The 23070-nt window shown below is 63.8% G+C and carries 20 protein-coding genes and 1 pseudogene; 14 read left to right on the forward strand and 7 right to left on the reverse strand.

The genetic code is table 11. The annotated features are described in order from the left end of the window. Nucleotides 1-23 precede the first annotated feature (23 nt). The 4 genes from FOM02_RS37490 to FOM02_RS37505 all read left to right on the forward strand — a co-directional run bounded on the left by FOM02_RS37490 (nt 24) and on the right by FOM02_RS37505 (nt 3802). Nucleotides 24-452 carry a GNAT family N-acetyltransferase gene (locus tag FOM02_RS37490; protein WP_265440896.1) on the forward strand — a complete coding sequence of 143 codons (429 nt, stop codon included), beginning with the start codon at nt 24-26 and terminating at the stop codon, nt 450-452. A 201-nt stretch (nt 453-653) separates the two neighbouring features. After that, nucleotides 654-1916: a CaiB/BaiF CoA transferase family protein gene (locus FOM02_RS37495; protein WP_092215952.1), complete on the forward strand. Its 1263-nt coding sequence runs from the start codon at nt 654-656 to the stop codon at nt 1914-1916. 119 nt (nt 1917-2035) lie between these two features. Further along, nucleotides 2036-3235 (forward strand): acyl-CoA dehydrogenase family protein, encoded by a 1200-nt coding sequence (locus tag FOM02_RS37500; RefSeq protein WP_265440898.1) that lies wholly within the window; start codon nt 2036-2038, stop codon nt 3233-3235. A 9-nt stretch (nt 3236-3244) separates the two neighbouring features. Further along, nucleotides 3245-3802 carry a flavin reductase family protein gene (locus FOM02_RS37505; protein ID WP_265440899.1) on the forward strand — a complete coding sequence of 186 codons (558 nt, stop codon included), beginning with the start codon at nt 3245-3247 and terminating at the stop codon, nt 3800-3802. Between the two features lie 29 nt (nt 3803-3831). On the opposite strand, the gene FOM02_RS37510 is transcribed toward FOM02_RS37505, so the two are convergent. Beyond that, nucleotides 3832-4740: an NAD(P)-dependent oxidoreductase gene (locus FOM02_RS37510; RefSeq protein ID WP_027562478.1), complete on the reverse strand. Its 909-nt coding sequence runs from the start codon at nt 4738-4740 to the stop codon at nt 3832-3834. A 167-nt stretch (nt 4741-4907) separates the two neighbouring features. Here FOM02_RS37510 and FOM02_RS37515 point away from each other — a divergent pair, with 167 nt between their 5' ends. From FOM02_RS37515 to FOM02_RS37540, 6 genes are all read left to right on the forward strand, one after another. Then, complete coding sequence (locus FOM02_RS37515; protein ID WP_265440900.1) at nt 4908-5906, forward strand: ABC transporter substrate-binding protein; 999 nt, start codon at nt 4908-4910, stop codon at nt 5904-5906. A 77-nt stretch (nt 5907-5983) separates the two neighbouring features. Next, the gene (gene ilvD / locus FOM02_RS37520; RefSeq protein ID WP_092215941.1) at nt 5984-7678 is read left to right on the forward strand and encodes a dihydroxy-acid dehydratase; all 1695 of its coding nucleotides are present in this window, start codon (nt 5984-5986) and stop codon (nt 7676-7678) included. Between the two features lie 125 nt (nt 7679-7803). After that, entirely contained in the window at nt 7804-8649 is an 846-nt protein-coding gene (locus FOM02_RS37525) for an ABC transporter ATP-binding protein (RefSeq protein WP_092215939.1), read from the forward strand. After that, the gene (locus FOM02_RS37530) at nt 8646-9431 is read left to right on the forward strand and encodes an ABC transporter permease (RefSeq protein ID WP_027562482.1); all 786 of its coding nucleotides are present in this window, start codon (nt 8646-8648) and stop codon (nt 9429-9431) included. The genes FOM02_RS37525 and FOM02_RS37530 overlap by 4 nt, the downstream gene beginning before the upstream one ends. Continuing rightward, on the forward strand, nt 9428-10195 hold the full coding sequence (locus FOM02_RS37535; RefSeq protein ID WP_027562483.1) for an ABC transporter permease: 768 nt from the start codon (nt 9428-9430) through the stop codon (nt 10193-10195). The genes FOM02_RS37530 and FOM02_RS37535 overlap by 4 nt, the downstream gene beginning before the upstream one ends. A 37-nt stretch (nt 10196-10232) precedes the next feature. Beyond that, nucleotides 10233-11279 carry a peptidase M29 gene (locus tag FOM02_RS37540; protein WP_027562484.1) on the forward strand — a complete coding sequence of 349 codons (1047 nt, stop codon included), beginning with the start codon at nt 10233-10235 and terminating at the stop codon, nt 11277-11279. Here FOM02_RS37540 and FOM02_RS37545 read toward each other — a convergent pair. The 5 genes and pseudogenes from FOM02_RS37545 to FOM02_RS37565 form a co-directional block, all read right to left on the reverse strand. After that, nucleotides 11276-12268 carry a 3-hydroxybutyryl-CoA dehydrogenase gene (locus FOM02_RS37545; protein WP_092215937.1) on the reverse strand — a complete coding sequence of 331 codons (993 nt, stop codon included), beginning with the start codon at nt 12266-12268 and terminating at the stop codon, nt 11276-11278. The genes FOM02_RS37540 and FOM02_RS37545 overlap by 4 nt on opposite strands. A gap of 3 nt (nt 12269-12271) precedes the next feature. After that, complete coding sequence (locus FOM02_RS37550) at nt 12272-13360, reverse strand: NAD/NADP-dependent octopine/nopaline dehydrogenase family protein (RefSeq protein ID WP_027562486.1); 1089 nt, start codon at nt 13358-13360, stop codon at nt 12272-12274. Then, nucleotides 13357-14882 (reverse strand): annotated as a pseudogene (locus FOM02_RS37555) (class I adenylate-forming enzyme family protein). The gene FOM02_RS37550 and the pseudogene FOM02_RS37555 overlap by 4 nt, the downstream one beginning before the upstream one ends. A 2-nt stretch (nt 14883-14884) precedes the next feature. Continuing rightward, entirely contained in the window at nt 14885-16174 is a 1290-nt protein-coding gene (locus FOM02_RS37560) for an acyl-CoA dehydrogenase family protein (RefSeq protein WP_092215933.1), read from the reverse strand. A gap of 11 nt (nt 16175-16185) precedes the next feature. Then, entirely contained in the window at nt 16186-16983 is a 798-nt protein-coding gene (locus tag FOM02_RS37565; RefSeq protein ID WP_265440902.1) for an alpha/beta fold hydrolase, read from the reverse strand. 217 nt (nt 16984-17200) lie between these two features. On the opposite strand from FOM02_RS37565, the gene FOM02_RS37570 reads away from it, so the two are divergent. The 4 genes from FOM02_RS37570 to FOM02_RS37585 all read left to right on the forward strand — a co-directional run bounded on the left by FOM02_RS37570 (nt 17201) and on the right by FOM02_RS37585 (nt 22598). Further along, nucleotides 17201-17962: an SDR family NAD(P)-dependent oxidoreductase gene (locus tag FOM02_RS37570; RefSeq protein WP_027562490.1), complete on the forward strand. Its 762-nt coding sequence runs from the start codon at nt 17201-17203 to the stop codon at nt 17960-17962. Nucleotides 17963-18002: 40 nt separating this feature from the next. Then, nucleotides 18003-18839: an enoyl-CoA hydratase family protein gene (locus FOM02_RS37575; RefSeq protein ID WP_265440903.1), complete on the forward strand. Its 837-nt coding sequence runs from the start codon at nt 18003-18005 to the stop codon at nt 18837-18839. Between the two features lie 101 nt (nt 18840-18940). Then, nucleotides 18941-21292, forward strand: a complete 2352-nt coding sequence (locus FOM02_RS37580) for a bifunctional salicylyl-CoA 5-hydroxylase/oxidoreductase (RefSeq protein ID WP_265440904.1) — start codon at nt 18941-18943, stop codon at nt 21290-21292. Nucleotides 21293-21347: 55 nt separating this feature from the next. Further along, complete coding sequence (locus FOM02_RS37585) at nt 21348-22598, forward strand: flavin-dependent oxidoreductase (RefSeq protein ID WP_265440905.1); 1251 nt, start codon at nt 21348-21350, stop codon at nt 22596-22598. Nucleotides 22599-22607: 9 nt separating this feature from the next. On the opposite strand, the gene FOM02_RS37590 is transcribed toward FOM02_RS37585, so the two are convergent. Beyond that, nucleotides 22608-23066 carry a cupin domain-containing protein gene (locus FOM02_RS37590; protein ID WP_092215923.1) on the reverse strand — a complete coding sequence of 153 codons (459 nt, stop codon included), beginning with the start codon at nt 23064-23066 and terminating at the stop codon, nt 22608-22610. Between the last annotated feature and the right edge of the window lie 4 nt (nt 23067-23070).

The raw sequence follows: 23070 nt of genomic DNA on the forward strand, positions 1-23070 counted from the left end.
ATCTCTCGCCAACGGGCGATCTCATGTACAGAATTCGTATGGTCGATGCGTCCGATGACGACATTGCCGATGCCTTGGCCGATCTGCATCAGATGACGTTCTTCGATGCGGCGACCGTGCCGCAATTCGAGCTGGGAGCGTGGTGGCTGGCCTATCATCGTGGTGAGGCGGTCGCGTTTGCCGGCGTGGTGCCGTCGACGCACGTTCGCAATGGAGGTTACTTCTCCAGGGTCGGCGTGTTGCAGCGGCACTGGGGGCGCGGCCTTCAGTGCAGGCTGATGCGCGCAATCGAGGCGAGGGGACGGCGTGTGGGATGGGACAGTATCGTCTCCGACACGACGGATAACCCGATCTCGGCGAATAACTTCATCCGGGCGAACTATCGGCTCTTCGAGCCGGAAGTGCCCTGGGCCTGGCCGTACAGTCTTTATTGGCGGAAATGGCTTCGCTGAACGATGGGAGCGGGTTTCCCGTGATGCGGAAGGTAATCTTCTCAACATAAAAAGGGGCCCGGCAGCTTGACGGCTGCCGGGCCCTTTTTGCGTATTGAAGCGATGCGGGTGAGGCACTTGCGAACCCGGCGACGCCGGGCTTTAAGTTGGTGCTGCAGGAAATTCGGCGACCATAAGCCGATGTAAGGGAGAGCGCTGTCGATGCCCACCAAGCCTCAATTGCCTGAACGTTCGTCGCGGGCGGCCGGCGGACCGACTGCGCTCGATGGTCTTCTGGTCGTGGACTTCACGCGCGTCGTGGCGGGGCCAGCCTGCACGCAGACGCTTGCCGATTTCGGCGCGCGCGTCATCAAGATCGAGAATCCGGACGGCGGCGACGATACGCGGGCCTACGAGCATGCCGAAATCGGCGGCGAGAGTGCGGCCTATCTCAGCCTGAACCGCAACAAGCGCGGCATCGCACTTGACCTCGCCGTCCCGGAGGCCCGCGAGATCGCGCTGGATCTGATCCGGAAGGCCGATGTGGTCGTCGAGAATTTTTCCAGCGGGGTCATGAAGAAGTTCGGCCTCGACTACGAGGCTGTCGCGCCCCTCAATCCGCGGCTGGTCTATTGCTCGATCTCCGCTTACGGGCGCACCGGGCCGTTCGCCTCGCGGCCCGGTTTCGATCCCATTACGCAGGCGGAAAGCGGCTTCATGTCCCTCAACGGGTTCGCTGATGGCCCGGCGGTGCGCACCGGCCCGCCCATCGTGGACATGGCGACGGGGATGTCCGCCTGCAACGCGATCCTGCTGGCGCTCTTGGCGCGGGATCGGCTCGGCCGCGGGCAACATGTCGAGGTGGCCCTGTTTGACATCGCGATGGGGATGACCGGCTTCTACGGCATGGCTTATCTCATTAATGGTGAGAACCCCGGACGATTCGGCAATTCGCCGAGCGGGTCTCCCACCGTCGGCGTCTACGAGGCTTCCGATGGGCCGCTCTACATGGCCTGCGCCAACGATCGCCTCTATCGTAGGCTGGTGGTCGAGGTGCTGAACCGGCCCGATCTGATCACCGATCCGCAATTCGCCTCGCGCAAGGCACGCTCCGAGAACAAGGAGCTGCTGCGGGCCGCCATCGCGGAGGTGTTTGCGAGCGATACACTCGAGAACTGGATGGCGAAGATGAAGCTGGCCAATATTCCGGTCGGCTATCTTCGCACGGTCGAGGAGGGATTCAACGCGCCGGAGGCCCGGGAGCGCCATCGCTTGAGCCGGATTCCACACCCTACGGCGCAATGGGTCCCCAACATCGAAGCTCCGATTAATATGAGCCTGACCGGTGCGATTGATCCTGTAGCGGCACCCTTGCTGGGCGAGCATACCGAAGACGTCCTTCGTGATACGCTGGGATACGACGAACGTCGGATTTCGGAGTTCACACAAAAGGGCGCTTTTGGATCAGCCAAGCCGTCGCTCTGAACCTGCAGTCTTGAGCAGGCGTGACGCGCTGGCGCCACATCTGCTTGATTTGGCGATGCTCCCGCCGCATAACTAGGCGACAGCGAGGGACACGAATGGCGCCTGACCAGGAGCCGAGCATGGGTCAGCCGACAGGGCCGGAAGGCAGCGCCTATGCGGCCATGATCGCGAAGGCTCGAGGGCTTCTGCCGCAGCTGCGCGAGCGAGCGGCGCGGACGGAGGAGCTGCGACATCTTCCGCCGGAAACCGAGAGAGATCTCCACGACGCCGGTCTGTTCCGGATGCTTCAGCCCAAGCGCGTTGGCGGTGCCGAGCTCGACTACGTCGCCCTGGTCGATTGCGCCGAGCTGCTCGGACGGGCGGACGCGTCGGTTGCGTGGAATCTTGCCAATCTGGCGAGCCATCACTGGATGCTCGGCATGTTCGAGCAGAAGGCGCAGGGTCTGGTTTGGGGTCGCGATCCGGATGCGCTGATTGCGTCCTCGTTCATTTTTCCGGCCGGTCGCGCCACGAGGGTCGAGGGTGGATACCGGCTGCACGGGAGTTGGCCATTCTCGTCGGGCGTTGCATCCTGCGACTGGAACATGCTCGCGAGCGTTGTCTACTCCGACGACGAGGCTGATGGCATCGAATATCGAATCTTTCTGCTGCCGAAAGGCGATTACAAGGTGCTGGACACCTGGAATGTCGCGGGATTGCGCGGCACCGGTTCCTCTGACGTCGAGGTCAAGGATACCTTTGTGCCCGACTACATGACGGTCGCCGTCGGCGATCTTGCCGGCGGGCCGACGCCCGGAAGCGGAGTCAATCCCAATCCGTCGTATACGCTGCCCGTGTTCTCGCTGTTTCCCTACGTCCTGTCCGGTGTTGCGCTCGGGAATGCGCAAGCGTGTCTTGACGATTATGCGGAGGTCGCGCGTCATCGCATCTCGACCTACAACCGCGCCAAGCTTAGCGACTTCCAAAGCACGCAGATCAAGATCGCGGAGGCTTCGGCCAAGATTGATGCTGCGCGCCTGATCATGCGCTCGGCCTGTATCGAGGCCGTTGGGAATGCGAGACGCCGTCATATTCCCGATATGGCGACGAAGACCAGATATCGACGCGACGGAGCCTTTTCGGTGAATCTGTGCACCGAGGCGGTCTCGATGCTGTTTGCGGCGAGCGGAGCGCGCGGCCTGTTCACGACGGGCGTGTTGCAGCGGCAATTCCGTGACGCCCACGCCATCAACTCGCATCTTGCATTCAACTTCGATGCGGCCGGAACCAACTATGGACGCGTGGCTCTCGGGCTACCGTCCGAGAACCTCACGCTGTGAGGCCGGCCGATGACTGACCTGCCGAAGCAGCCGGCCGTCCCCGATCCTGCCAATGAGCTTGCGAGCGACAGCTCGTCGATCGACCCCCGCGATTTTCGCAATGCGCTCGGCACATACGGAACGGGCGTAACGATCATCACGGCCACGGCCGCGGATGGAAAGCCATATGGCATCACCTGCAATTCGTTCGCGTCGGTCTCTTTAAATCCCCCTCTGGTGCTCTGGAGTCTCGGGATCTATTCGTCGAGCCTGATCGTGTTTCAGAACGCCAGCCATTTCACCGTTCACGTGCTCGGCACTTCGCAGCAGGGGTTAGCGAACAAGTTTGCGAAATCATCCGAGGATAAGTTCGCCGGCGTTGACTGGACACCGGGCCTCGGCAATGCGCCGGTGCTCGCCGAGAGCGTCGCCAATTTTCAATGCCGATCCGTCAATCGCTACTATGGCGGCGATCACGTGATCTTTCTCGGCGCGGTCGAGGCCTATGACTACAACGCCAGCGAGCCGCTGCTGTTTGCGCGTGGGACGTATGGCCGGTTCCTGACGGACGACGAGCGCAAGAAGTAGCAGTGACGTGCTGCGAGCCGCGCGATGGCCTAGCGCTCTGCTGCCGAGAGCTTGTAGATTTCCAGCGCATCCGCTTCCGCGCCGCGGGCGGCCTTGGCCAGCCTGAATAGCTGTCCGGCCAGCGACGCCATCGGCACCGGCGTCGACGTCGTCTGCGCGACGTCGGCGACCGTATCGAGGTCTTTGAGCATCGTGGCAATGTGCCCAAGAGGCGGGGAGTGAATGCCCTGGGCCATCCGCGGCACGAACAGCTGAAGCGGAATGGAATCCGCAAAGCCGCCCGCGAGCGCTTCGGGCAACCGGTTGGCGTCAATGCCGGCATTCGCCGCAAGGCGTGTTGCTTCCGCAAGCACGGCCATCGCGCAACCGACGATCACCTGATTGCAGAGCTTAGTGGTCTGGCCGGCCCCGGTAGGGCCCATGTGGGTGAACCTGCGGGCCATGGCCAGCACATAGGGTCGCACCCGTTCGATGTCAGCCGCTTCCCCGCCGGCCATGATTGCAAGCGTGCCTTCCTCGGCGCCCTTGGTGCCGCCGGATACCGGCGCGTCGATCCAGCCCGCGCCGTTCGCCGCCCTCAATCGCTTCGCAAGGTCGCGCGCGGCGTCAGGATGGATCGATGAGAAGTCGACGACGAGCTTTTCCGCGCCGGGCGCCGTGGAAAGCCCCTCGGGCCCGAAAATCACCTCTTCGACGGCGGCGGCATCCGTGACGCACATGAACACGATGTCCGAGGTCGCCATGACGTCACGAGGGGTGGCTGCACGCCTTGCACCAGCCTCGACGAGTGGAGTGATCTTGCCCTCCGAGCGATTCCAGACGCTGACTTGGTAGCCGGCCTGGAGCAGGCGCCGGGTCATGGGTGTGCCCATCAGCCCAAGGCCGAGATAGCCGAGCCTCTCGACGCCTTGCGGGTTTGTCTTGCTCGCATCAGCCATAGGTTGCCTCTTTCTGTCGCAGCGCAAACGTCGCCTTACCATACATGGCAGGCCGGACGGCGAAACCGTCCAACCCGCATGGCTTGCTTGATTGTTTGAACCATGAAACATTTGCGGCAGTCGGGTTGGGTGGCGCCTGTCGGCGCTGGAGCAGCGGAGTGGGCACGATGCGAACCGTTTCGAGGTGGAGCGTTTCGAAGTGGATTCTGGCTTTGGGAGCGGCAGCAGCCGTGACCGCTGGCGCGAGCCCGTCATGGGCACAGCAGACGATCCGCGTTGGCTGGACGATCCCAGCCGAGGAATCCAAGTACTGGATGATGCGCCGCCCGGCTGAGTTTCCCAACCTCGGCAAGACCTACAACATCGAATGGACCCAGTTTCAGGGTACCGCGCCGATGACGCAGGCTTTGGCGGCCGGCGCGCTGGACTGCGCGACGCAGGCGCCGCTGTCGCTCGCCAACGGCGTGGTCGGCGGCAACCTCAAGGCCTATATCGTGGCGCAGCACGTGTTCGAGAAACCCGGCGGCTTCTCGGTCTACTGGGCGGTGATGGATGACTCGCCGATCAAGACGATCGCGGACCTCAAAGGCAAGACGGTCGGCATCTCCGTGATTGGCGGCGGCACGCAAGGGCCGTTCAATCTGCTGCTGAAGCAGAATGGCGTCGACCCGGCCAAGGATATCAAACTGGTCGAGGTCGGCTTTGCCGTCTCCGAGGATGCCCTGCGCCAGGGCCGCGTCGATGCGGTCAACATGAACCAGCCGTTTGCCGCGCGCGCAGAGGCCAAGGGCGGAACAAGGAAACTGTTCTCGCTGTCGCAGGCGATGCCGAACATCGTGCACATCCTGGAAGCGTGCCGCGCCGATTTCGTCGATAAGAACCCGGAGGTGGTCAAGGCCTATGTCCGCGACATCACCTCGGGCATGAAAAAGGCGCTGGCGAACCGCGAAGAGACGCTGAAGGTTGTCAATGAGGTCTTGAAGGCGCCCATTCCGGTGCTGGAGACCTATCTGCTCAAGGACAATGATTTCGGTCGCGATCCTGGTGCCGCGCCAAACTTTCCGGCGATCCAGAAGATGCTGGACATCTACGCCGAGACGGGAATGTTGCCGAAGCTGGACGCGGCGCAGTTCAAGCATCCGACAATTGTCGCCCCGCTGGAATAGGCGAGCGGCCGTACGTCGAACAAAGGAGATCGCAACGTCCCGGGTGATCCGGGACGTTGCATGAAGAAGATGCTCGTATGAAAAAGTTGCGATCACGAGTCACGACAGACGGCCTCGATCGGGCCCCGCATCGCGCCTTCATGCGCGCAATGGGGCTCGACGATGCGGCGATTGCCAAGCCGATGGTCGGCGTCGTCAGCATGAAGGGCGAGCAGACGCCCTGCAACATGACGCACGACTTCCAGGTGGCCGCGGCCAAGACAGGAATTGAGGAGGCCGGCGGTACGCCGCGCGAATTCTCGACGATCTCGGTGTCCGACGGCATCAGCATGAATCACGAGGGGATGAAGTTCTCCCTGTTTTCGCGCGAGCTGATCGCCGACTCGATCGAGGCCGTCGTCCATGGTCTCGCCTACGATGCGCTCATCGGATATGGCGGATGCGACAAGACGCTTCCCGGCGTGATGATGGGCATGGTTCGCTGCAACGTCCCGTCCATTTTCATCTACGGCGGCAGCTCGCTGCCGGGCCGCGTGGACGGACGGACGCTGACGGTGCTCGATTCCTACGAGGCTGTCGGCAGTTTCATGACCGGTGAGATCGATGGCGAGACGCTTGAGCGGATCGAGCGTGCTTGCTTGCCGACCATCGGCGCGTGCGCCGGCCAGTTCACCGCGAACACCATGGGCATGGTCTCCGAGGCGATGGGCCTGACCATTCCCAACGTCTCGATGGTGCCGGGTGTCTATGCCGAGCGCGCACAGATCTCGCGACGCGCCGGCCGGCTGATCATGGAGATGCTGGAACGCGGCGGTCCGCTGCCGCGCGACATCGTGACGCGGAAATCCCTCGAGAATGGCGCGGCGATCGTTGCCGCGACCGGCGGCTCGACCAATGCCGCCCTGCATCTGCCGGCGATTGCGAACGAGGCCGGCATTGCATTCACGATCGACGACGTCGGCGAGGTTTTTGCCCGAACGCCGCTGATCGGGAATCTGCGGCCGGGCGGCAAGTATACGGCAAAGGACGTTTACGATATCGGCGGCGCGGCCGTGGTGATCCGCGAGCTGATCCAGAGCGGGCATATCGATGGCAGCTGCATCACCATCACGGGCCGCACACTCGCTGAAGAATATGGCGCGGCGAACGCGCCCGATGGCGAGGTCGTCTACGCATCTCGTGCGCCGATCATGCCCGATGGCGGCGTGGCGGTGCTGAAGGGCAATCTCTGTCCCGACGGTGCGGTCATCAAGGTCGCCGGCTTGAAGAGCCAGTTCTTCGAGGGCGTCGCGCGCGTGTTCGAAGACGAGGAAGCCTGTGTCAAAGCGGTTCGCGACCGCAGCTACAAGGCGGGCGAGGTTCTCGTGATCCGCAATGAAGGGCCGGTCGGCGGCCCCGGCATGCGAGAGATGCTCGGCGTCACCGCGCTGATCTACGGGCAGGGCATGGGCGAAAAGGTGGCCCTCATTACCGATGGCCGGTTCTCCGGCGCGACCCGCGGCATGTGCATCGGCTACGTGTCTCCGGAAGCGTTTGTCGGTGGTCCTCTCGCACTCGTTCGTGATGGCGACAGGATCCGGATCGATGCTGCAAACCGGCGGATGGATCTGCTGGTCGACGAGCAGGAACTCGTTTTACGCCGACAGGACTGGAAACAGCGCCCGCCGCGCCATCGCGCGGGTGCGCTTGCAAAATATGCGCGGCTGGTCGGGCAGGCGCCGGGCGGAGCCGTCACGCATGAAGGCCCGGCAGAATGGCCATGGTTCGAATGAAGCGCCGCCGTCTTGCGAAAACGTCCGCCTGTCTGGCAGGTTTCTTGCTAAGCTCGTGCCGCTGATGGAGGACGTTCAGCAGATCCGCCGCGCGACGTTCGCGCGCGAGTGACGCGGGAGACGGGATGACGATAGTGGCTTCGAGGTCGAGCGAATGGGTGGGAGCGGTGACGTCAAAAAAGCCGGCTTCTACGATCATCGAGATCGACCGCGTCTCGCAGGTCTTTCAAACCTCGGCGCGCAGGGATCATCTGGCGCTATCGGACATCTCGCTGACGATTGACGAGGGCGCCTTCGTCTCCATCCTCGGTCCGTCCGGTTGTGGCAAGTCGACCTTGCTCTACATCGTCGGCGGTTTCGTCAGCCCGACCAGCGGCGCGGCGAAGATCAAGGGACGGGCGATCACGGGACCCGGGCCGGATCGTGGGCCGGTCTTCCAGGAGTTCGCACTGTTTCCCTGGAAGACCGTGCTGGGCAATGTGATGTATGGCCCGCGTCAGAAAGGTGTACGAGCCACCGAGGCAGAAGCGCAGAGCCGGGCCCTGATCGAGATGGTCGGCCTCAAGGGCTTTGAGAACTTTTACCCCAAGGAGCTGTCCGGCGGTATGAAGCAGCGCGTCGCGTTGGCCCGGACGCTCGCCTACCATCCTGAAGTCCTGCTGATGGACGAGCCGTTCGGCGCGTTGGACGCGCACACCCGGACGCGGCTGCAGAACGATCTCCTGAATATCTGGGAGCGTGATCGCAAGACGGTGCTGTTCGTCACCCACTCGGTCGACGAAGCAGTGTTCCTCTCCGACAAGGTCGTGATGATGTCGAAATCGCCCGGCCGCATCAGGCAGGTGATCGACATCGACCTGCCACGGCCGCGCCGGCGTAACGAGCTGTTGCTCGACCCACGCTACCAGAAATACGTTGTCGACATCGAGCGCATGTTCGACGAGAGCGACGAGGCCGGGTCGCCCTCATGATGACGCCAGCCGCCTTGCTGAGACGCGTTGCCCCGGTGCTCGCCTGCATCGGCTTGCTGGCGGTGTGGCAGGTCGCCTCGGTTGCGCTGAAGAACGACAGCTTTCCAACGGCGCTCGAGGCGATCCGCGCGATTCCGGACATCCTTGGCGACAAGGATTCTCTCATCAACATCCTTGCCTCGCTCCGCCGCATGGCGATCGGGTTCGGCATCGCTGTTCTGTTTTCGATTCCACTCGGCCTGTTGATGGGCCGCAGCCGGGCCGTCGCGGCCTTCTTCAATCCGCTTTTGATGGTGATCTACCCGGTGCCGAAAGCAGCCCTGATGCCGATCATCATGCTGTGGCTCGGCGTCGGCGATATCACGAAGACACTGGTGATCTTCCTCGGCGTGAGCCTGCCGGTGATCTACCACAGCTTCGAGGGCGCCAAGGCGGTCGAAGAGAAGATGTTGTGGTCAGGCGCTGCGATGGGACTCTCACCCCCGCAACGCCTGGCCCGGATCGTGCTGCCGGCGGCGTTGCCGGAAATCCTGACCGGGTGCCGCACCGGGCTCGTGCTGGCGCTGATCACGATGATCACGAGCGAGATGATCGCCCGCCAGTCCGGCGCCGGCAACATCCTCTTCAACGCGCTCGACATGGGGCAGTACGACACCGTCTTTGCGATGATCATCATCGTCGGAGCTATGGGCATCTGCCTCGATGCGATCTTCGAGCGGATCCGCGCGCGGCTGGTGCGCTGGTCCGAGCCTCAGTTCGACATGCCGCTGAGCTTCTCATGACCTCGCGCCTTCTCCCCACAAACGTCATCTTCGGGCTTGCGCCGATCGTGCTGGTGATCGCGCTGTGGCAAGGCCTCGTATCGTTCGGCTTTGCGCCTGTGGTCTTGCTGCCGCCGCCGGGGTTCGTCTTCAGCCGGTTGCTCCAGCAGCTCGTAACGTGGACATTTCAGCAGGAGATCGCGGCGACCCTGATCCGGCTGTTCGCCGGCTTCGCGATTGCGGTGGTGCTCGGTGTCAGCATCGGCATCGCTGCCGCAGCCAGTCCCGCGATCAATGCCGTGGTTCGGCCGATCGTGCGCGTATTGGCGCCATTGCCCAAGGTTGCGCTGTATCCGGCGCTCTTGCTGCTGCTCGGCTTTGGCCACGGATCGAAGATCACGCTGGTGGCTGCCGACGCACTTTTTCCTATCCTGCTCTCCACCTATTACGGCGCGTCGACCGTCGAGCAGAAGCTGATCTGGTCGGCGATGGCCGCGGGGACACCGCGGTACGAAATCCTGTTCAAAGTGGTGCTTCCGGCGGCAATGCCGTCGATCCTGACCGGTTGCCGGATTGGCCTTGTCATTTCATGTATCGTGGTGTTTCTGGCCGAGATGATCACATCGACGGACGGACTGGGCCATGCGCTCGTCACGGCGGCTCGAACCTTTCAGGCCGTCGACATGTTCGTGCCGCTGATCACGATCTCGCTGCTGGGCCTGATCCTGAACGGGCTGCTCGGGGCGGTGCGCTCGTACCTGCTGCGGGGCTTCCCTGAGGCGTGATCTGACGAACAAGAAACCAAAAGACCGGGAGTGAATCATGCTGGCTGATCGCATCGAAGCAAAATGGATCGACGCGTTTTGCGAGATCTTTGAGCGTTGCGCCGTCAAGGCCGGCGATACCGCGGCGATCCTCTCGGAAACCCAGTCGCGCCCCTTGAACGTGCATCTGGCGGAACTCGCGCTGCTGCGCATGGGTGCGCGGCCGTTCCATGTAGTGATGCCGACGCCGCGCAACCGCAATATCGTTCCGGTTCGCTCGACGGGAGCCAGCGAAGCGATCCAGAAGCTTGGCCCGGTCATCACGGCGCTTCAGCAGGCCGGCTTCGTGGTAGATTGCACCATCGAGGGCCTGATGCATGCGGTGGAGACGCCGGAGATCCTCAAGGCCGGTGCACGTATCCTGGTGATCTCCAACGAGCATCCCGAGGCGCTGGAACGGATGGTGCCGGATCCCGCGCTCGAGAAGCGCGTGCGCGCGGCGGCGAAGATGCTACGTGGGACCAAGCGGATGAAGGTGACCTCGAAGGCCGGCACAGCGCTCGACGTTGACATGGTCGGTGCGTCCACGGTCGGCGTCTGGGGCTGGACCGACAAGCCCGGCACGCTGGCGCATTGGCCCGGCGGCATCGTCGTCAGCTTCCCCAAGAGCGGGACGATCAACGGGACGCTGGTGATGGCGCCCGGCGACATCAATTTGACTTTCAAGCGCTATCTGACCTCGCCGGTGAAGATGACCTTGAAGGACGATTACGTCGTCGAGCTGGAAGGCGAGGGCACGGATGCTGCGATGATGCGCGCCTATCTTGCCGCCTGGGGTGATCGCGAGGCCTATGCAGTCTCACATGTCGGTTTCGGTATGAACCCGGGCGCGCGCTACGAAGCGCTCTCGATGTACGATCAGCGCGACACCAACGGCACCGAGATCCGCGCCGTCTCCGGCAACTTCCTGTTTTCGACCGGCGCGAATGAGTTTGCCGGCCGCTATACTGCAGGGCACTTTGATTTGCCGATGATGGGAACGACCATCGAGCTCGATGGCGTCGCGGTTGTGCGGGAAGGCGTGCTTCAGGACGTTTTCGGCTAGCTGCGATCGAGCACGGGCGGGCGAGCCAGGTCGAAGTGCCGGAGCAGGTCCACCATGGCTTGAAGCCGTTTTGCGCGATAGGCATCGACGTCCATGCCGGAATAGTCGAGAAAGCCGGCGCCGGTGCGCAGTCCGATCCGGCCTTCACGCATGTTGCGCGATATGACGTCCGGCGCGCGATACCGATCGCTGCCGAGTGCGCCTTCGAGATACCGGCTGGCGTAGTAGAGGATATCGCCACCACCCCAGTCGATGAATTCGAGCAGTCCGAGCACGGCATAGCGGAAACCAAAACCGTAGCGGATCGCCTTGTCGATCTCCTCGGCGCTGGCGACGCCTTCCTCGACCATGCGCGCGGCTTCGTTCATCGCCAGCGCCTGGATGCGGGGCACGATGAAGCCGGGCGTCGCCGCGCAGACCACAGGCACCTTGCCGATGCCTTCAAGCAGCGTCTTGACCTCGTCGATGATGGCGGGATCGGTAGCCTTGCCGGGCGAAATCTCGACTAGCGGGATCAGATAGGCCGGATTGAGCCAATGCACGTTGAGGAAGCGGCGAGGGTTGACGATCGCGCCCGAGAGATCGTCGACGAGGATGGTGGACGTGGTCGATGCGATGATCGTATCCGGTCCGACCTGTTTTGAAGCCGCGCCCAGCACCTCGCGCTTGAGCTCGACGACCTCAGGAACGCCCTCGAAGACCATTCCGGCTTCGGCCAGCGCCGCACCGCTCCGGCTAGCTGGTACCACCGAGACCCGCGCAATGAGCGGATCGACATCCGCCTCGGTCAGCAGCCCCAGCTTCGAGAGGCTGGCAAAGGTCTTCCTGACCTCGCCGAGTGCGTCCGCTTCCAGCTTGACGAAATCTTCCGCCGAACGGGCCTTGATGTCGATCATCGTGACGATGTGACCCGCGTAGGCGAACGCGACGGCGATGCCGCGCCCCATGCGGCCGGCCCCGAGACAGACGATGTTGGCGCGACGAGTCATCGGTCAGAATCCTTCGCGAAGCAGCGTCTGCAACTCAGCCTTGTGGAGACCGCCGAGGCCAAGCGTTTCGAGCGTTCGGCCACCCTGCGCAAAATCCTCGTCGCAAATGGCGCCGCCAATGGCCAGAAACGCTTTTGCTAGCGGCGTTGTGACGCCGGCCAGTGTCGCGGCAGAGACCAGCAGCGATAATCCAAGCCGTAGATCCTCGCGCATATAGCGATGCTCGGTCAGTATGATCCGCTCGCGCCAGTCCCCGGAATCGGTCAGGCGGTCGTGCGAGCCGCGGCCATACATCCAGATCTCCCCTTCCTTCGCATAGTGATGCGCCAGCGGGAAATGCGGCGCGCCATATCCGAGCGCCTCGCGCACGGCGATCCGCTCGGCGTCGAGTGCGTCCGTCACCCGGCGGATCGCGGCCTGGGTACCCTCCTTGTGGATGTCCCACCGCTCAAAATGCTCGATCGGACCTGCGTTCATCACGATCAGCGGCGGGTGGATGATCGGGCCTGCGTTCATCAGTGCGCCGGAGAGAGCATCTCCGCACGGCTCGATTACATCGGGGAAGGCGCGTCCAATCACTTCGAGGGCGTGCGGTGCCTGATCGAGTGGAAACACGCCGACCGGCAGCCGTTTGGCGCGGATGGTGATCGCGACCTCGAACGGCCCGTGCTTCCGCGTCAGCCAGGGCAGCGTGCCGGTCTCGGCGAAGCTGGCCTTGGCGTGGTTGTCGGCATCCCTTGCGGCCCGAGCGAAGATCATCGATCCGAAGGTTGCCGGCGGCAGAAACACGACCTGGCCGTCCCGCAAATGCGGCGCGAGCAGGCGGGCGATATCCGGCTGCGCGAAGGCGGGAGCAGGGCACAGGATCAGCTCGACCCCGCTGACGGCTTCGCCGATGTCGGTCGTGACCAGTGCAAGCTTCACATCGTGCCTGCCGTTATGATCCTTCACCAGAATGCGCGAGCCGGCGGCACGATGTGCCGCGACCTGATCGGCATCGCGGCGCCAGAGCCGGACGTCATGGCCGGACAGCGCAAAATCGCCTGCGGCCGCGAAAGAGCCGTTTCCCCCACCTAGAACCGCAATCTTCAAGATGCTTCTCCTTGCGCGCGCGACTGCGCATCGAGCTGCTTCAGCAGGAAATGCTGGACCTTGCCCAGCGCCGTGCGTGGCAGGTCGGTAACGAAGACGATATCACGCGGAACCTTGTAGCGCGCGAGCTGCGCCCGAAGGTGCGCTCGCAATTCCTCCGCTTCGAGCCGGCAGCCGGATCGCGGGATCACATAGGCGACGGGCACTTCGTCCCAGCGCGGATCGGGCCGGCCGATCACGGCGCATTCGCTGACATCTGGGTGTTCGAGCAAGACGCGCTCGACCTCGGCCGGGTAGACGTTCTCGCCGCCGGAAATGATCATGTTCTTCTTGCGGTCGCGGACCCAGAAATAACCGTCGGCGTCGCACAGCCCGATATCGCCCGTGCGATACCAGCCCTCGTTCAGGGCGTCGCGCGTAGCGTCTGCATTGCCCCAATATTCGAAGAACACGTTGGGCCCGCGCACCGCGATCTCGCCCGGGGTGCCTGCTGGCACCTCGTGGCCCGCTTGGTCGATCACCTTCGCTTCGCAGCACAGTCCCGCAAGTCCGGTCGATCCCGCCCGCGAGAGATCGCCGCCGAGGCGTGTGTAGACGGCGATGGGGCAGGTCTCCGTCGAGCCGTAGACCTGGAGCACCGGCACACCACGCGCGACGAAGCGGTCGATCAGGTGCGGTGGCACGATGGTCGATCCGGTCGCGACCGCCTTGAGCGATGAGAGATCGGTCGCCGCCCATGAGGGATGCTCGCTCACGGCCTGGATGATTGCCGCACCATCACGGTCAGCGTCGGCCGCTCGCGTTCGATCGCGGCGAGCGCCGTATCCGGCGCGAAGCGGGCATGGATCGTGACGGTCGCGCCCAGCTGGAGCGCTGCGGTGGTCTGGATGTTGAGGCCGCCGACATGGAAGAATGGCAGCACCGTCAGCACATGATCGTCGGACGTCATGTTGTGCATGTGCTGGCTCATGACGCCGTTCCAGAACAGCGCCTCCTGGCGTAGCACCGCACCCTTTGGACGGCCGGTCGTTCCTGAGGTGTAGACGATCAGAAGCGGGCAGGAGAGATCAGTGTGCGGATTGCGGCCATTGCCTTCGCCGCGAGCCAGCAGGTTTTCGAATGTTACGCCGTGCGGTGGTGCGAAATCGAGGCCGACGACCGAGGTCCCAGGCGGAAGCTCGGAAAGAACTCCCTCGAACGCGTGCTCCAGCACCAGTACGTTGGCGCCCGCGTCAGTGAGGATGAAGAGCTGCTCGGCGACGGCCAACCGCCAGTTCAGCGGCACCAGCATCGCGCCGAGCCGCGCGCAGGCGTAGAGCAGAACGAGATAATCCGGTCGGTTCAGGCTCAGGATCGCGACGCGGTCGCCGCGCCCGACGCCGAGCTCCTGCTTCAGGGCAGTCGCAGTCTGTTCGATGCGCGAGGCGAACGCCGCGTAGCTGAGCCGCTCCTCTTCGAAGGCGATGGCTGTCTTGTCTGGCGCAAATGCCGCGTTGCGATCGATCAGACTACAGAGGTCCACCGTCAGTCGTCCGTCTCGCCGGTCTCGTACAGCGCCTCGCGGCCGATGCGGTCGAGGCAGAGCTCGGCCGTCCAGGGTAGCATCAGCGAGCCGCAACGGCTGTCGCGATAGATGCGCTCCAGCGGCAGCGAGCGGAGCATGGCTTGTCCGCCGCAGGTGCGGATCGCGAGCGCCGCGAGCTCATTGGCGCCCTCCATCACCGAATATTGCGCGGCGTAGGCGCGCAGCACCTGCTCCTTGCTCGGATTGGCGTGCGCTTCCGTGACCGCCTGGAACCAGATCGCCTTGATCTGCTCGAGCTTGATCTGCATCTGCGCGACTGCGATCTGCTTGGTCGGGTACATCCGCCGCTTGACCGGCGGCATGCCCGGCACCTCGCCACGAAGATAGCGCACCGTGAAATCATAGGCGGCCTGCGCGAGGCCCATATAGGTCGGCGACAGCGTCAGGAACATGTGCGGCCAGCGCATCGCGGCCTGGAAATAGACGCCGCGCGGCATCAGCGCAGAATCTTCCGGAACGAAGACATCCTTGAACAGCAGCGTGCGCGAGACGGTGCCGCGCATGCCGAGCGGGTCCCAGTCGCCGACGACCGAGACGCCTTCCGATTTCGCGGAGATCGCAAGGTAGAGCGTGTTGCGGCGCGAGGCTTTCTCGCCTTCCTCGATCTCGGTGCAGAGCACGCCGTAATAGTCGGCGTGGCCGGAGAGCGATGCAAAGATCTTCTTGCCATTGACGATCCAGCCGCCTTCGACTGGCCTTGCTTCCGTGCCGAAGGCGACGCCGCCCGCGGCTGCCGCGCCGCCTTCGGAGAAGGGCTGCGAATAGATCGCGCCATCCTCGACGATGCGCTTGTAGTGAACGGCGCGACGGCGCTCGTGCTCGGCGCGGGTCTCCGCGTCCATGTCGAGGTCGTCGGCGAGCGGGCCCGACCACAGAGTCGAGCAGACATGCATGTTCCAGGTCAGCGCCGTCGCGCCGCAATAGCGGCCGATCTCGGCGGCCGCCAGGGCATAGGTCTGGTAGTTTGCGCCAAGCCCGCCGTGCTTCTTGGGCACGGCGATGCCGAGCAGACCGACGCGGTGCAGATCGCGATAGTTTTCGGTCGGAAAGATCGCCTCGCGATCGTAAGTGGCGGCGCGGCCGGCGAACACGCTCTGGCCGATCTCCCGCGCGCGCGTGATGATGCCGGCCTGCTCGTCGCTCAAGCGAAAGGCGACGGGATCGAAGATCGGCGCATCCAGCGCGACCTTGTCAGTCGTGCCGATCGTCTTGCTGACTTGCATGGTCATTGCGCATCACCTTACGCTTTGGTCGCGACGGAGTTCAGGAACCGGCCGAGGGCCTCATCGAAGGCAGCAGGCCGTTCAAGATTGGCGAGATGGCCGACGCCGGCGAGCTCGACATATTCAGCCGAAGGAATGTAGGTGGCCGTCTTCGCCATCATCGGCGCGGGCGCATTGTTGTCCCTGGAGCCGGACAGCAGCAGAGTCGGCACGGAAATGTCCTTGAGCGTGCTGCGTTGATCGAACCCGATCAGGGCCAGCATCATGGCGCGATAGCTCGCCTCGGGCACATTTCCCATGCACTCGCGCGCAAGTTCCATGCCTTCGGGATCGGGGTCATCGCCGACCAGCTCCTTCACCAGTGAAGGCGCCAGCGACTTCATCGTCTCGCCACGATCGAGCGGCCCAAGCCGCGCTGCGATGAACGATTTCTGCCAGTCGCCATCGGCCTTGCCGAAGGCCGGGCTGGTCTGCGCGAGGACGACCGCGCGCGCCAGCTTCGGCGATTGCACCAGCCATTTCTGGACGATCATGCCGCCGATCGAGTGGCCAACCAGGATGGGCCTTTTTGCGCCGATCTGCTCGATGAAGTGCTGGAGCGCATCGGCCAGGGCAGCGATGCTGACGCTGGCGAGCGGCGCCGACCCGCCATAGCCCGGCATGTCCCATGCGATTGTTCGGAAGCGTTTGCCGAATGTGGCGAGTTGCTGCCGCCAGGCCCGTGCCGCACCGCCAATGCCATGCAGGAAGATCAGGGGAATCGCGCCCGGATCGCCCGCGGCCTCATAGGCGAAGCGTCCGTCCCTTGTTATCATTGGCGCAGGCTGCGACACGCGACATCCTTTTGCTTGGCCCTGCGATGCTAACAGGCCTGTGGGCGATGGGAAGCGATAATTTTATACTTAAAGCAATTTTCGGGCCGGTCTGTCGCGCGCGGGCGTTCAGCGATGCTGTTCAGCGCTTTCGTTGCAAAAATTTGAAGTTTAAAATATATCCGGGGGAGCGATCAGCAGATTTTCAGGGAGCCAGCGCATGTCCGGATTGCCGCATTCGCCGCACGCGCTGGTGACCGGTGGCGGCCGCGGCATCGGCCGTGCGATCGCCGCCTCACTTGTCGGGGCCGGCGCCACCGTGACAGTGCTGGGCCGGAATGCCGCTACGCTCGAAGAGGCGATCAACGTGGGTGCTGCGCATTTCGCGGCCGTTGCCGACGTCTCGAACGAAGCATCATTGAAAGCTGCCATAGCCGAAGCGCACAAGCGAAAGCCGATCGATATCCTTATCGCCAACGCGGGTAGCGCCGAATCCGCGCCGTTCTCCAAGTCTGACAGTGCGCTCTTTGCGCGCATGATGGACGTCAATTTCATGGGCGTTGTCCATGCCGTCCAGGCAGTGCTGCCTGGGATGAAGGATCGGCCGTATGGCCGGATCGTCGCGATTGCATCGACGGCTGGGCTGAAAGGTTATGCCTATGTGAGCGCGTATACGGCCGCGAAGCACGCCGTGGTCGGGCTGGTGCGATCGCTTGCCCTGGAGATGGCCGGCAGCAACGTGACCGTGAACGCGATCTGTCCCGGTTTCACCGATACGGATCTCGTCGCCGGCAGCATCGAGAACATCATGAAGAAGACAGGGCGAAGCCGCGAGCAAGCGATCGCGGAACTCGCTAAGCACAATCCTCAGGGGCGCTTGATCACGCCGCAGGAAGTGGCGAATGCCGTGCTCTGGCTGTGCAGCGAGGGCGCCGGTGCGATTACGGGTCAGGCGATTGCCGTGGCCGGTGGTGAGATCTAGCGCACGGAAAAAGCGCGGACGAGGAAAGCAAGGAGACCGTATGAGCAGACCAGCCAATCCCGTGACCGTGCCGCTCGCGGACTACTCGCCGCAGCACTTCCTCCTGGCCGTGGTCGACGGCGTTGCCACCGTGACGCTCAACCGGCCCGACCGGAAGAATCCGCTGACGTTCGAAAGCTACCGCGAGCTCACCGACTGCTTCCGCGCCTGTGCCTTCGACGACGCGGTCAAATCCATCGTCGTCACCGGCGCGGGCGGCAATTTCTCCTCCGGCGGTGACGTGTTCGAGATCATCGGTCCACTCGTGAAGATGGACACCAAGGGGCTCACCGCCTTCACGCGGATGACCGGCGATCTCGTCAAGGCGATGCGGGCCTGCCCGCAACCGATCGTGGCCGCGGTCGAAGGCATCTGCGCCGGCGCCGGTGCGATCATCGCCATGGCATCTGACATGCGGCTCGCAGCGAGCGGGGCCAAGGTGGCATTCCTGTTCAACAAGGTCGGCCTTGCCGGCTGCGACATGGGAGCCTGTGCCATCCTGCCGCGGATCATCGGCCAGTCCCGCGCGTCCGAGCTGCTCTACACCGGCCGGTTCATGACCGCGGAAGAGGGCGAGCGTTGGGGCTTCTTCAGCCGCATCGTCACACCGGAACAGGTACTGCCGCAGGCGCAAATCCTGGCCAAGCAGGTCGCGGAGGGGCCGACCTTCGCCAACACCATGACCAAGCGGATGCTGGCGATGGAATGGGCGATGTCGGTTGAGGAGGCAATCGAAGCGGAAGCCGTTGCCCAGGCGCTGTGCATGACGACGGCGGATTTCGAGCGCGCTTTCGAGGCTTTCGCCAACAAGGTCAAGCCGGTCTTCAGGGGCGACTGAGCGGCGCTCTCTCGGCCGCCGCCGTCGCGGAAACGGGGACTTGCCAGAAATTATTTTAGGCTTAAAATAGTTTCATTGCCGGGAAGATTGGCGAGGCTCCCATGAAAGTCGCGATCATCGGTGGCGGACCTGCGGGTCTTTATGCGGCGATCCTGCTGAAGAAGCAGCGCCCGGGCGCCGACGTCTCCGTGTATGAGCGCAACCGCGCCGACGACACGTTCGGCTTCGGCGTGGTGTTCTCCGATGCCACGCTGGACAATTTCGAGAAGCACGACCTTCCGAGCTATCGCCGCATCACCCAGGAATTCGCCTACTGGGACGACATCGCCGTGCATTTCCGCGGCACGATGCACCGGGTCGGCGGTAACGGGTTTTGCGGCTGCTCGCGACAAAAGCTGCTGCTGATCCTGCAGGAGCGGGCGCGCGAGCTCGGTGTCAGCCTGCATTTCGAAGTGGACATCGACGACGAGTCCCAATTCGCCGACGCAGACCTCATCCTGCTTGCCGACGGCATCAACAGCCGCTTCCGCGAGAAACATGTCGATCACTTCCAGCCGGAACTCGATCTCCGCACCAACAAGTTCGCCTGGATGGGGTCGACTAGGCCGCTCGACGCCTTCACTTTCATCTTCCAGGAGACGGAGTGGGGGCCGTTCATCGCTCATGCCTACCAGTACGAAGCCGGTCACTCGACCTGGATCTTCGAAACCGATCCGGAGACGTTCGAGCGGGCAGGGCTGACCGGGCTGAACGAGCAGGAGTCCGCCGCGCGGATGGCCGACATCTTCGGCTGGTTCCTCGACGGGCATAAGCTGCTGACGAACCGCTCGATGTGGCGCAATTTTCCGATGATCCGCAGCAAGCGCTGGGTCAAGGACAACATGGTCCTGCTCGGCGACGCCAAGGCGAGCGCGCATTTCTCGATCGGCTCCGGCACCAAGCTCGCGATGGAAGACGCGATCGCGCTCGCCGAGGCGATGCAAAACGCGCCCAGCGTCAAGGCCGCGCTGGAAGTCTATGAGCACGGCCGCCGCGAGGAGGTCGAGAAGACCCAGCACGCCGCCGACGTCTCGCTGGTCTGGTTCGAGCACGTCGACCGCTTCTGGGACTTTGATCCCGTCCAGTTCGCCTTCGGCGTGATGACGCGCTCGAAGGCGATCACCTACGACAATCTCAAACTTCGTGCGCCCGATTTCGTCGCCGAGGTCGAAAAGTCCTTCGCCAAGCAAGTGCGCGATAGCGGCTTCGACGTCGACACCGACAAGCCCATGGTACCGCTGTTCCAGCCGTTCCGCCTGCGCGAGATGGAGATCGCCAACCGCGCGGTGATGTCGCCGATGTGCATGTATTCGGCCAAGGAGGGCGTGCCGGGCGATTTCCACCTGGTGCATTACGGCTCGCGCGCCATTGGCGGCGCCGGCCTGATCTTCACGGAAATGGCCTGCGTCGGCCGCGATGCCCGGATCACACCCGGCTGCGCCGGCATTTGGAACGACGAGCAGGAAGCTGCTTGGCGCCGCATCGTGGAATTCGTCCACGGCAACTCGGCCGCAAAGATCTGTCTGCAACTCGGGCACGCCGGCCGCAAGGGTGCGACCAGATTGATGTGGGACGGCATGGACCGTCCGCTGGAGCAGGGCGGCTGGGACGTGGTCTCGGCATCGCCGCTGCCCTATTTCCCCGACAGCCAGGTGCCGCGCGAGCTCGATCGCGCCGGCATGAATGCAGTGAGGGACGCTTTCGTCGCGGCCGCCGAACGCGGCGAGCGCTGCGGCTTCGACATGCTGGAGCTGCACTGCGCCCACGGCTATCTGCTGGCAAGCTTCGTCTCCCCGCTGACGAACACCCGGACGGACGAATATGGCGGCTCGCTCGAAAACCGCCTGCGCTTCCCGCTCGAGGTGTTCGAGGCGTTGCGCGCGGCGTGGCCGTCGCACAAGCCGATGTCGGTCCGTATCTCTGCAACCGACTGGGCGGATGGCGGCGTCACCGGAGACGATGCCGTTGCAATTGCGCGCGCCTTTGCCGAGGCCGGTGTCGATCTCGTCGACGTCTCGACCGGGCAGACGGTGCGCGATGCGCAGCCGGTCTACGGGCGCATGTTCCAGACGCCATTTTCCGACCAGGTCCGCAACGAAGCCCGCGTCGCCACCATGTGCGTCGGCAACATCACCACCGCGGACCAGGCCAACACCATTCTGGCCGCCGGCCGGGCGGACCTCGTTGCGCTCGGGCGGCCACATCTGGTTGATCCCTTCTTTACCATGAAGGCGGCGGCCTGGTACGGGGCGAACGATGCGTTCTGCCCGCCGCAATATCTGCCCGGCAAGGACCAGATCTTCCGCAACAGCGTTCGCGACCGGCAGGATCTCGAGGAGCTGCGAATTAAGGCTAAGCCCAAGACCCGGGCCGAGCTCAAGGCGGAGGCGACAAAGCCGCTTGCGGCGGAGTGACCGCCCGTGCGACGTTAACCGCATTGCCTGGCGTGTTTCGAGTGGAGTAAGGGCGATGAAGGCGATTATCGTCGGTGGCGGCATCGGTGGTCTCACCACGGCATTGATGCTGCGCTCGCGTGGCCTGGACTGCGAGATCTTCGAGCAGGCCGACACCATCCGTGAGCTCGGTGTCGGCATCAATACGCTGCCCCATGCGATGCGCGAGCTCGCCGGGCTCGGGCTGTTGCAGAAGCTCGACGACGTCGCGATCCGCACCGACCAGCTCTATTACCTCAATCGCCACGGCCAGGAAGTCTGGCGCGAAGCGCGCGGCATCGATGCCGGTCATGACGTGCCGCAATTCTCGATCCACCGCGGCCGCCTTCAGGGCGTCATCCATCGCGCCGTCGAGGAGCGGCTCGGCACGGACGCAATCCACACCGGTTGCCGCCTCGGCGCCTTCACGCAGGATGAGGGCGGCGTCACAGCCTATTTCTTCGATCGTGCCGGTGCGCACATCCACACCGCGCGCGGCGATATCTTGATCGGCGCCGACGGCATCCATTCGCGCGTCCGCGAGACATTGTTTCCGAACGAGGGACCGCCGTGCTGGAACGGCCTGATGCTGTGGCGCGGTGCGCGCGACTGGCCGCTGTTCCTCACCGGCAAGTCGATGATCGTGGCCGGCGGCCTCAACGCCAAGGTGGTGATCTATCCGATCGCGGAGGGATCGAGCCCGGCGAGCCGGCTGACCAATTGGGCCGTGCTGGTCAAGGTCGGCGAGGGCAATGCCCCGCCGCCGCGGAAAGAAGACTGGTCGCGCCCGGGCCGCCGCGAGGAGCTGATGCCGCACCTGGCGCGCTTCTCGGTGCCCTATGTCGACGTGAAGAGCCTGATCTCGGCGACGCCCGAGTTCTACGAATATCCGACCTGCGACCGCGATCCCTTGCCTTACTGGTCTTCCGGCCGCGTCACGCTGCTCGGTGACGCCGCGCATCCCATGTATCCGGTCGGCTCGAATGGCGCCTCGCAGGCGATTCTCGATGCCCGCTGCCTTGCCGATGCGCTGGTGCGTGCCGAGCATCCGCGTCAGGCGCTGCTCGAATACGAGAAGAAGCGCCTGCCGATGACCGCTGACATCGTCCGCTCCAACCGGCGCGGCGGTCCCGAGGGCGTCATCGACGCCGTCGAGCAGCTTGCCCCCGACGGCTTCGACAATGTCGACAACGTGCTGAGCCATTCGCAGCGCGAGGCGATCGTGCGGGGCTATGCCACGAAGGCAGGCTTTGCTGCCGTGCCCGGCCTCGCGGCCGTACGCGCCTGATTTGAGCTGTTAGCCGGCGCCGGGAGGCGGCGGCAGGAAGTGGATGTTGAACTCCGCGGCCATCGCCACCACGTCCTCCGGCTTCTGCTCCTTCATGTTGTGCAGACCCCAGAACAGGTCGAACAGTTTTTTGGTCGGCGAGACCCAGAACAGCACCTTTGCGGTCTGCTCCGACTTGTTGAAGATGCCGTGCGGCACGCCCATGCCGAGGCGGATCAGATCGCCTGCGGTCGCCTGCGCCTCCGAATTGCCGAGCATGAAGTCGAGCTTGCCCTCCAGCATGTAGAGATACTCGTCCTGGTCGGGATGGATGTGCGGCGGCACGAACGTGCCCGGCGGCAGGGTCGCGTGCCAGGAGAAACTGTGCTCGGTCTTGCTCTTCGGCACATAGGTCTGGCCAAGGATGTTCCAGGAAATGCCCTGGATCCCCTCATTGGCCCGCGTGATGCCGGTGATTTCGCTGCTCATTGAA

Origin of the sequence: Bradyrhizobium sp. SEMIA, assembly GCF_014844175.1 — a bacterium.
Lineage (GTDB): Bacteria > Pseudomonadota > Alphaproteobacteria > Rhizobiales > Xanthobacteraceae > Bradyrhizobium > Bradyrhizobium arachidis.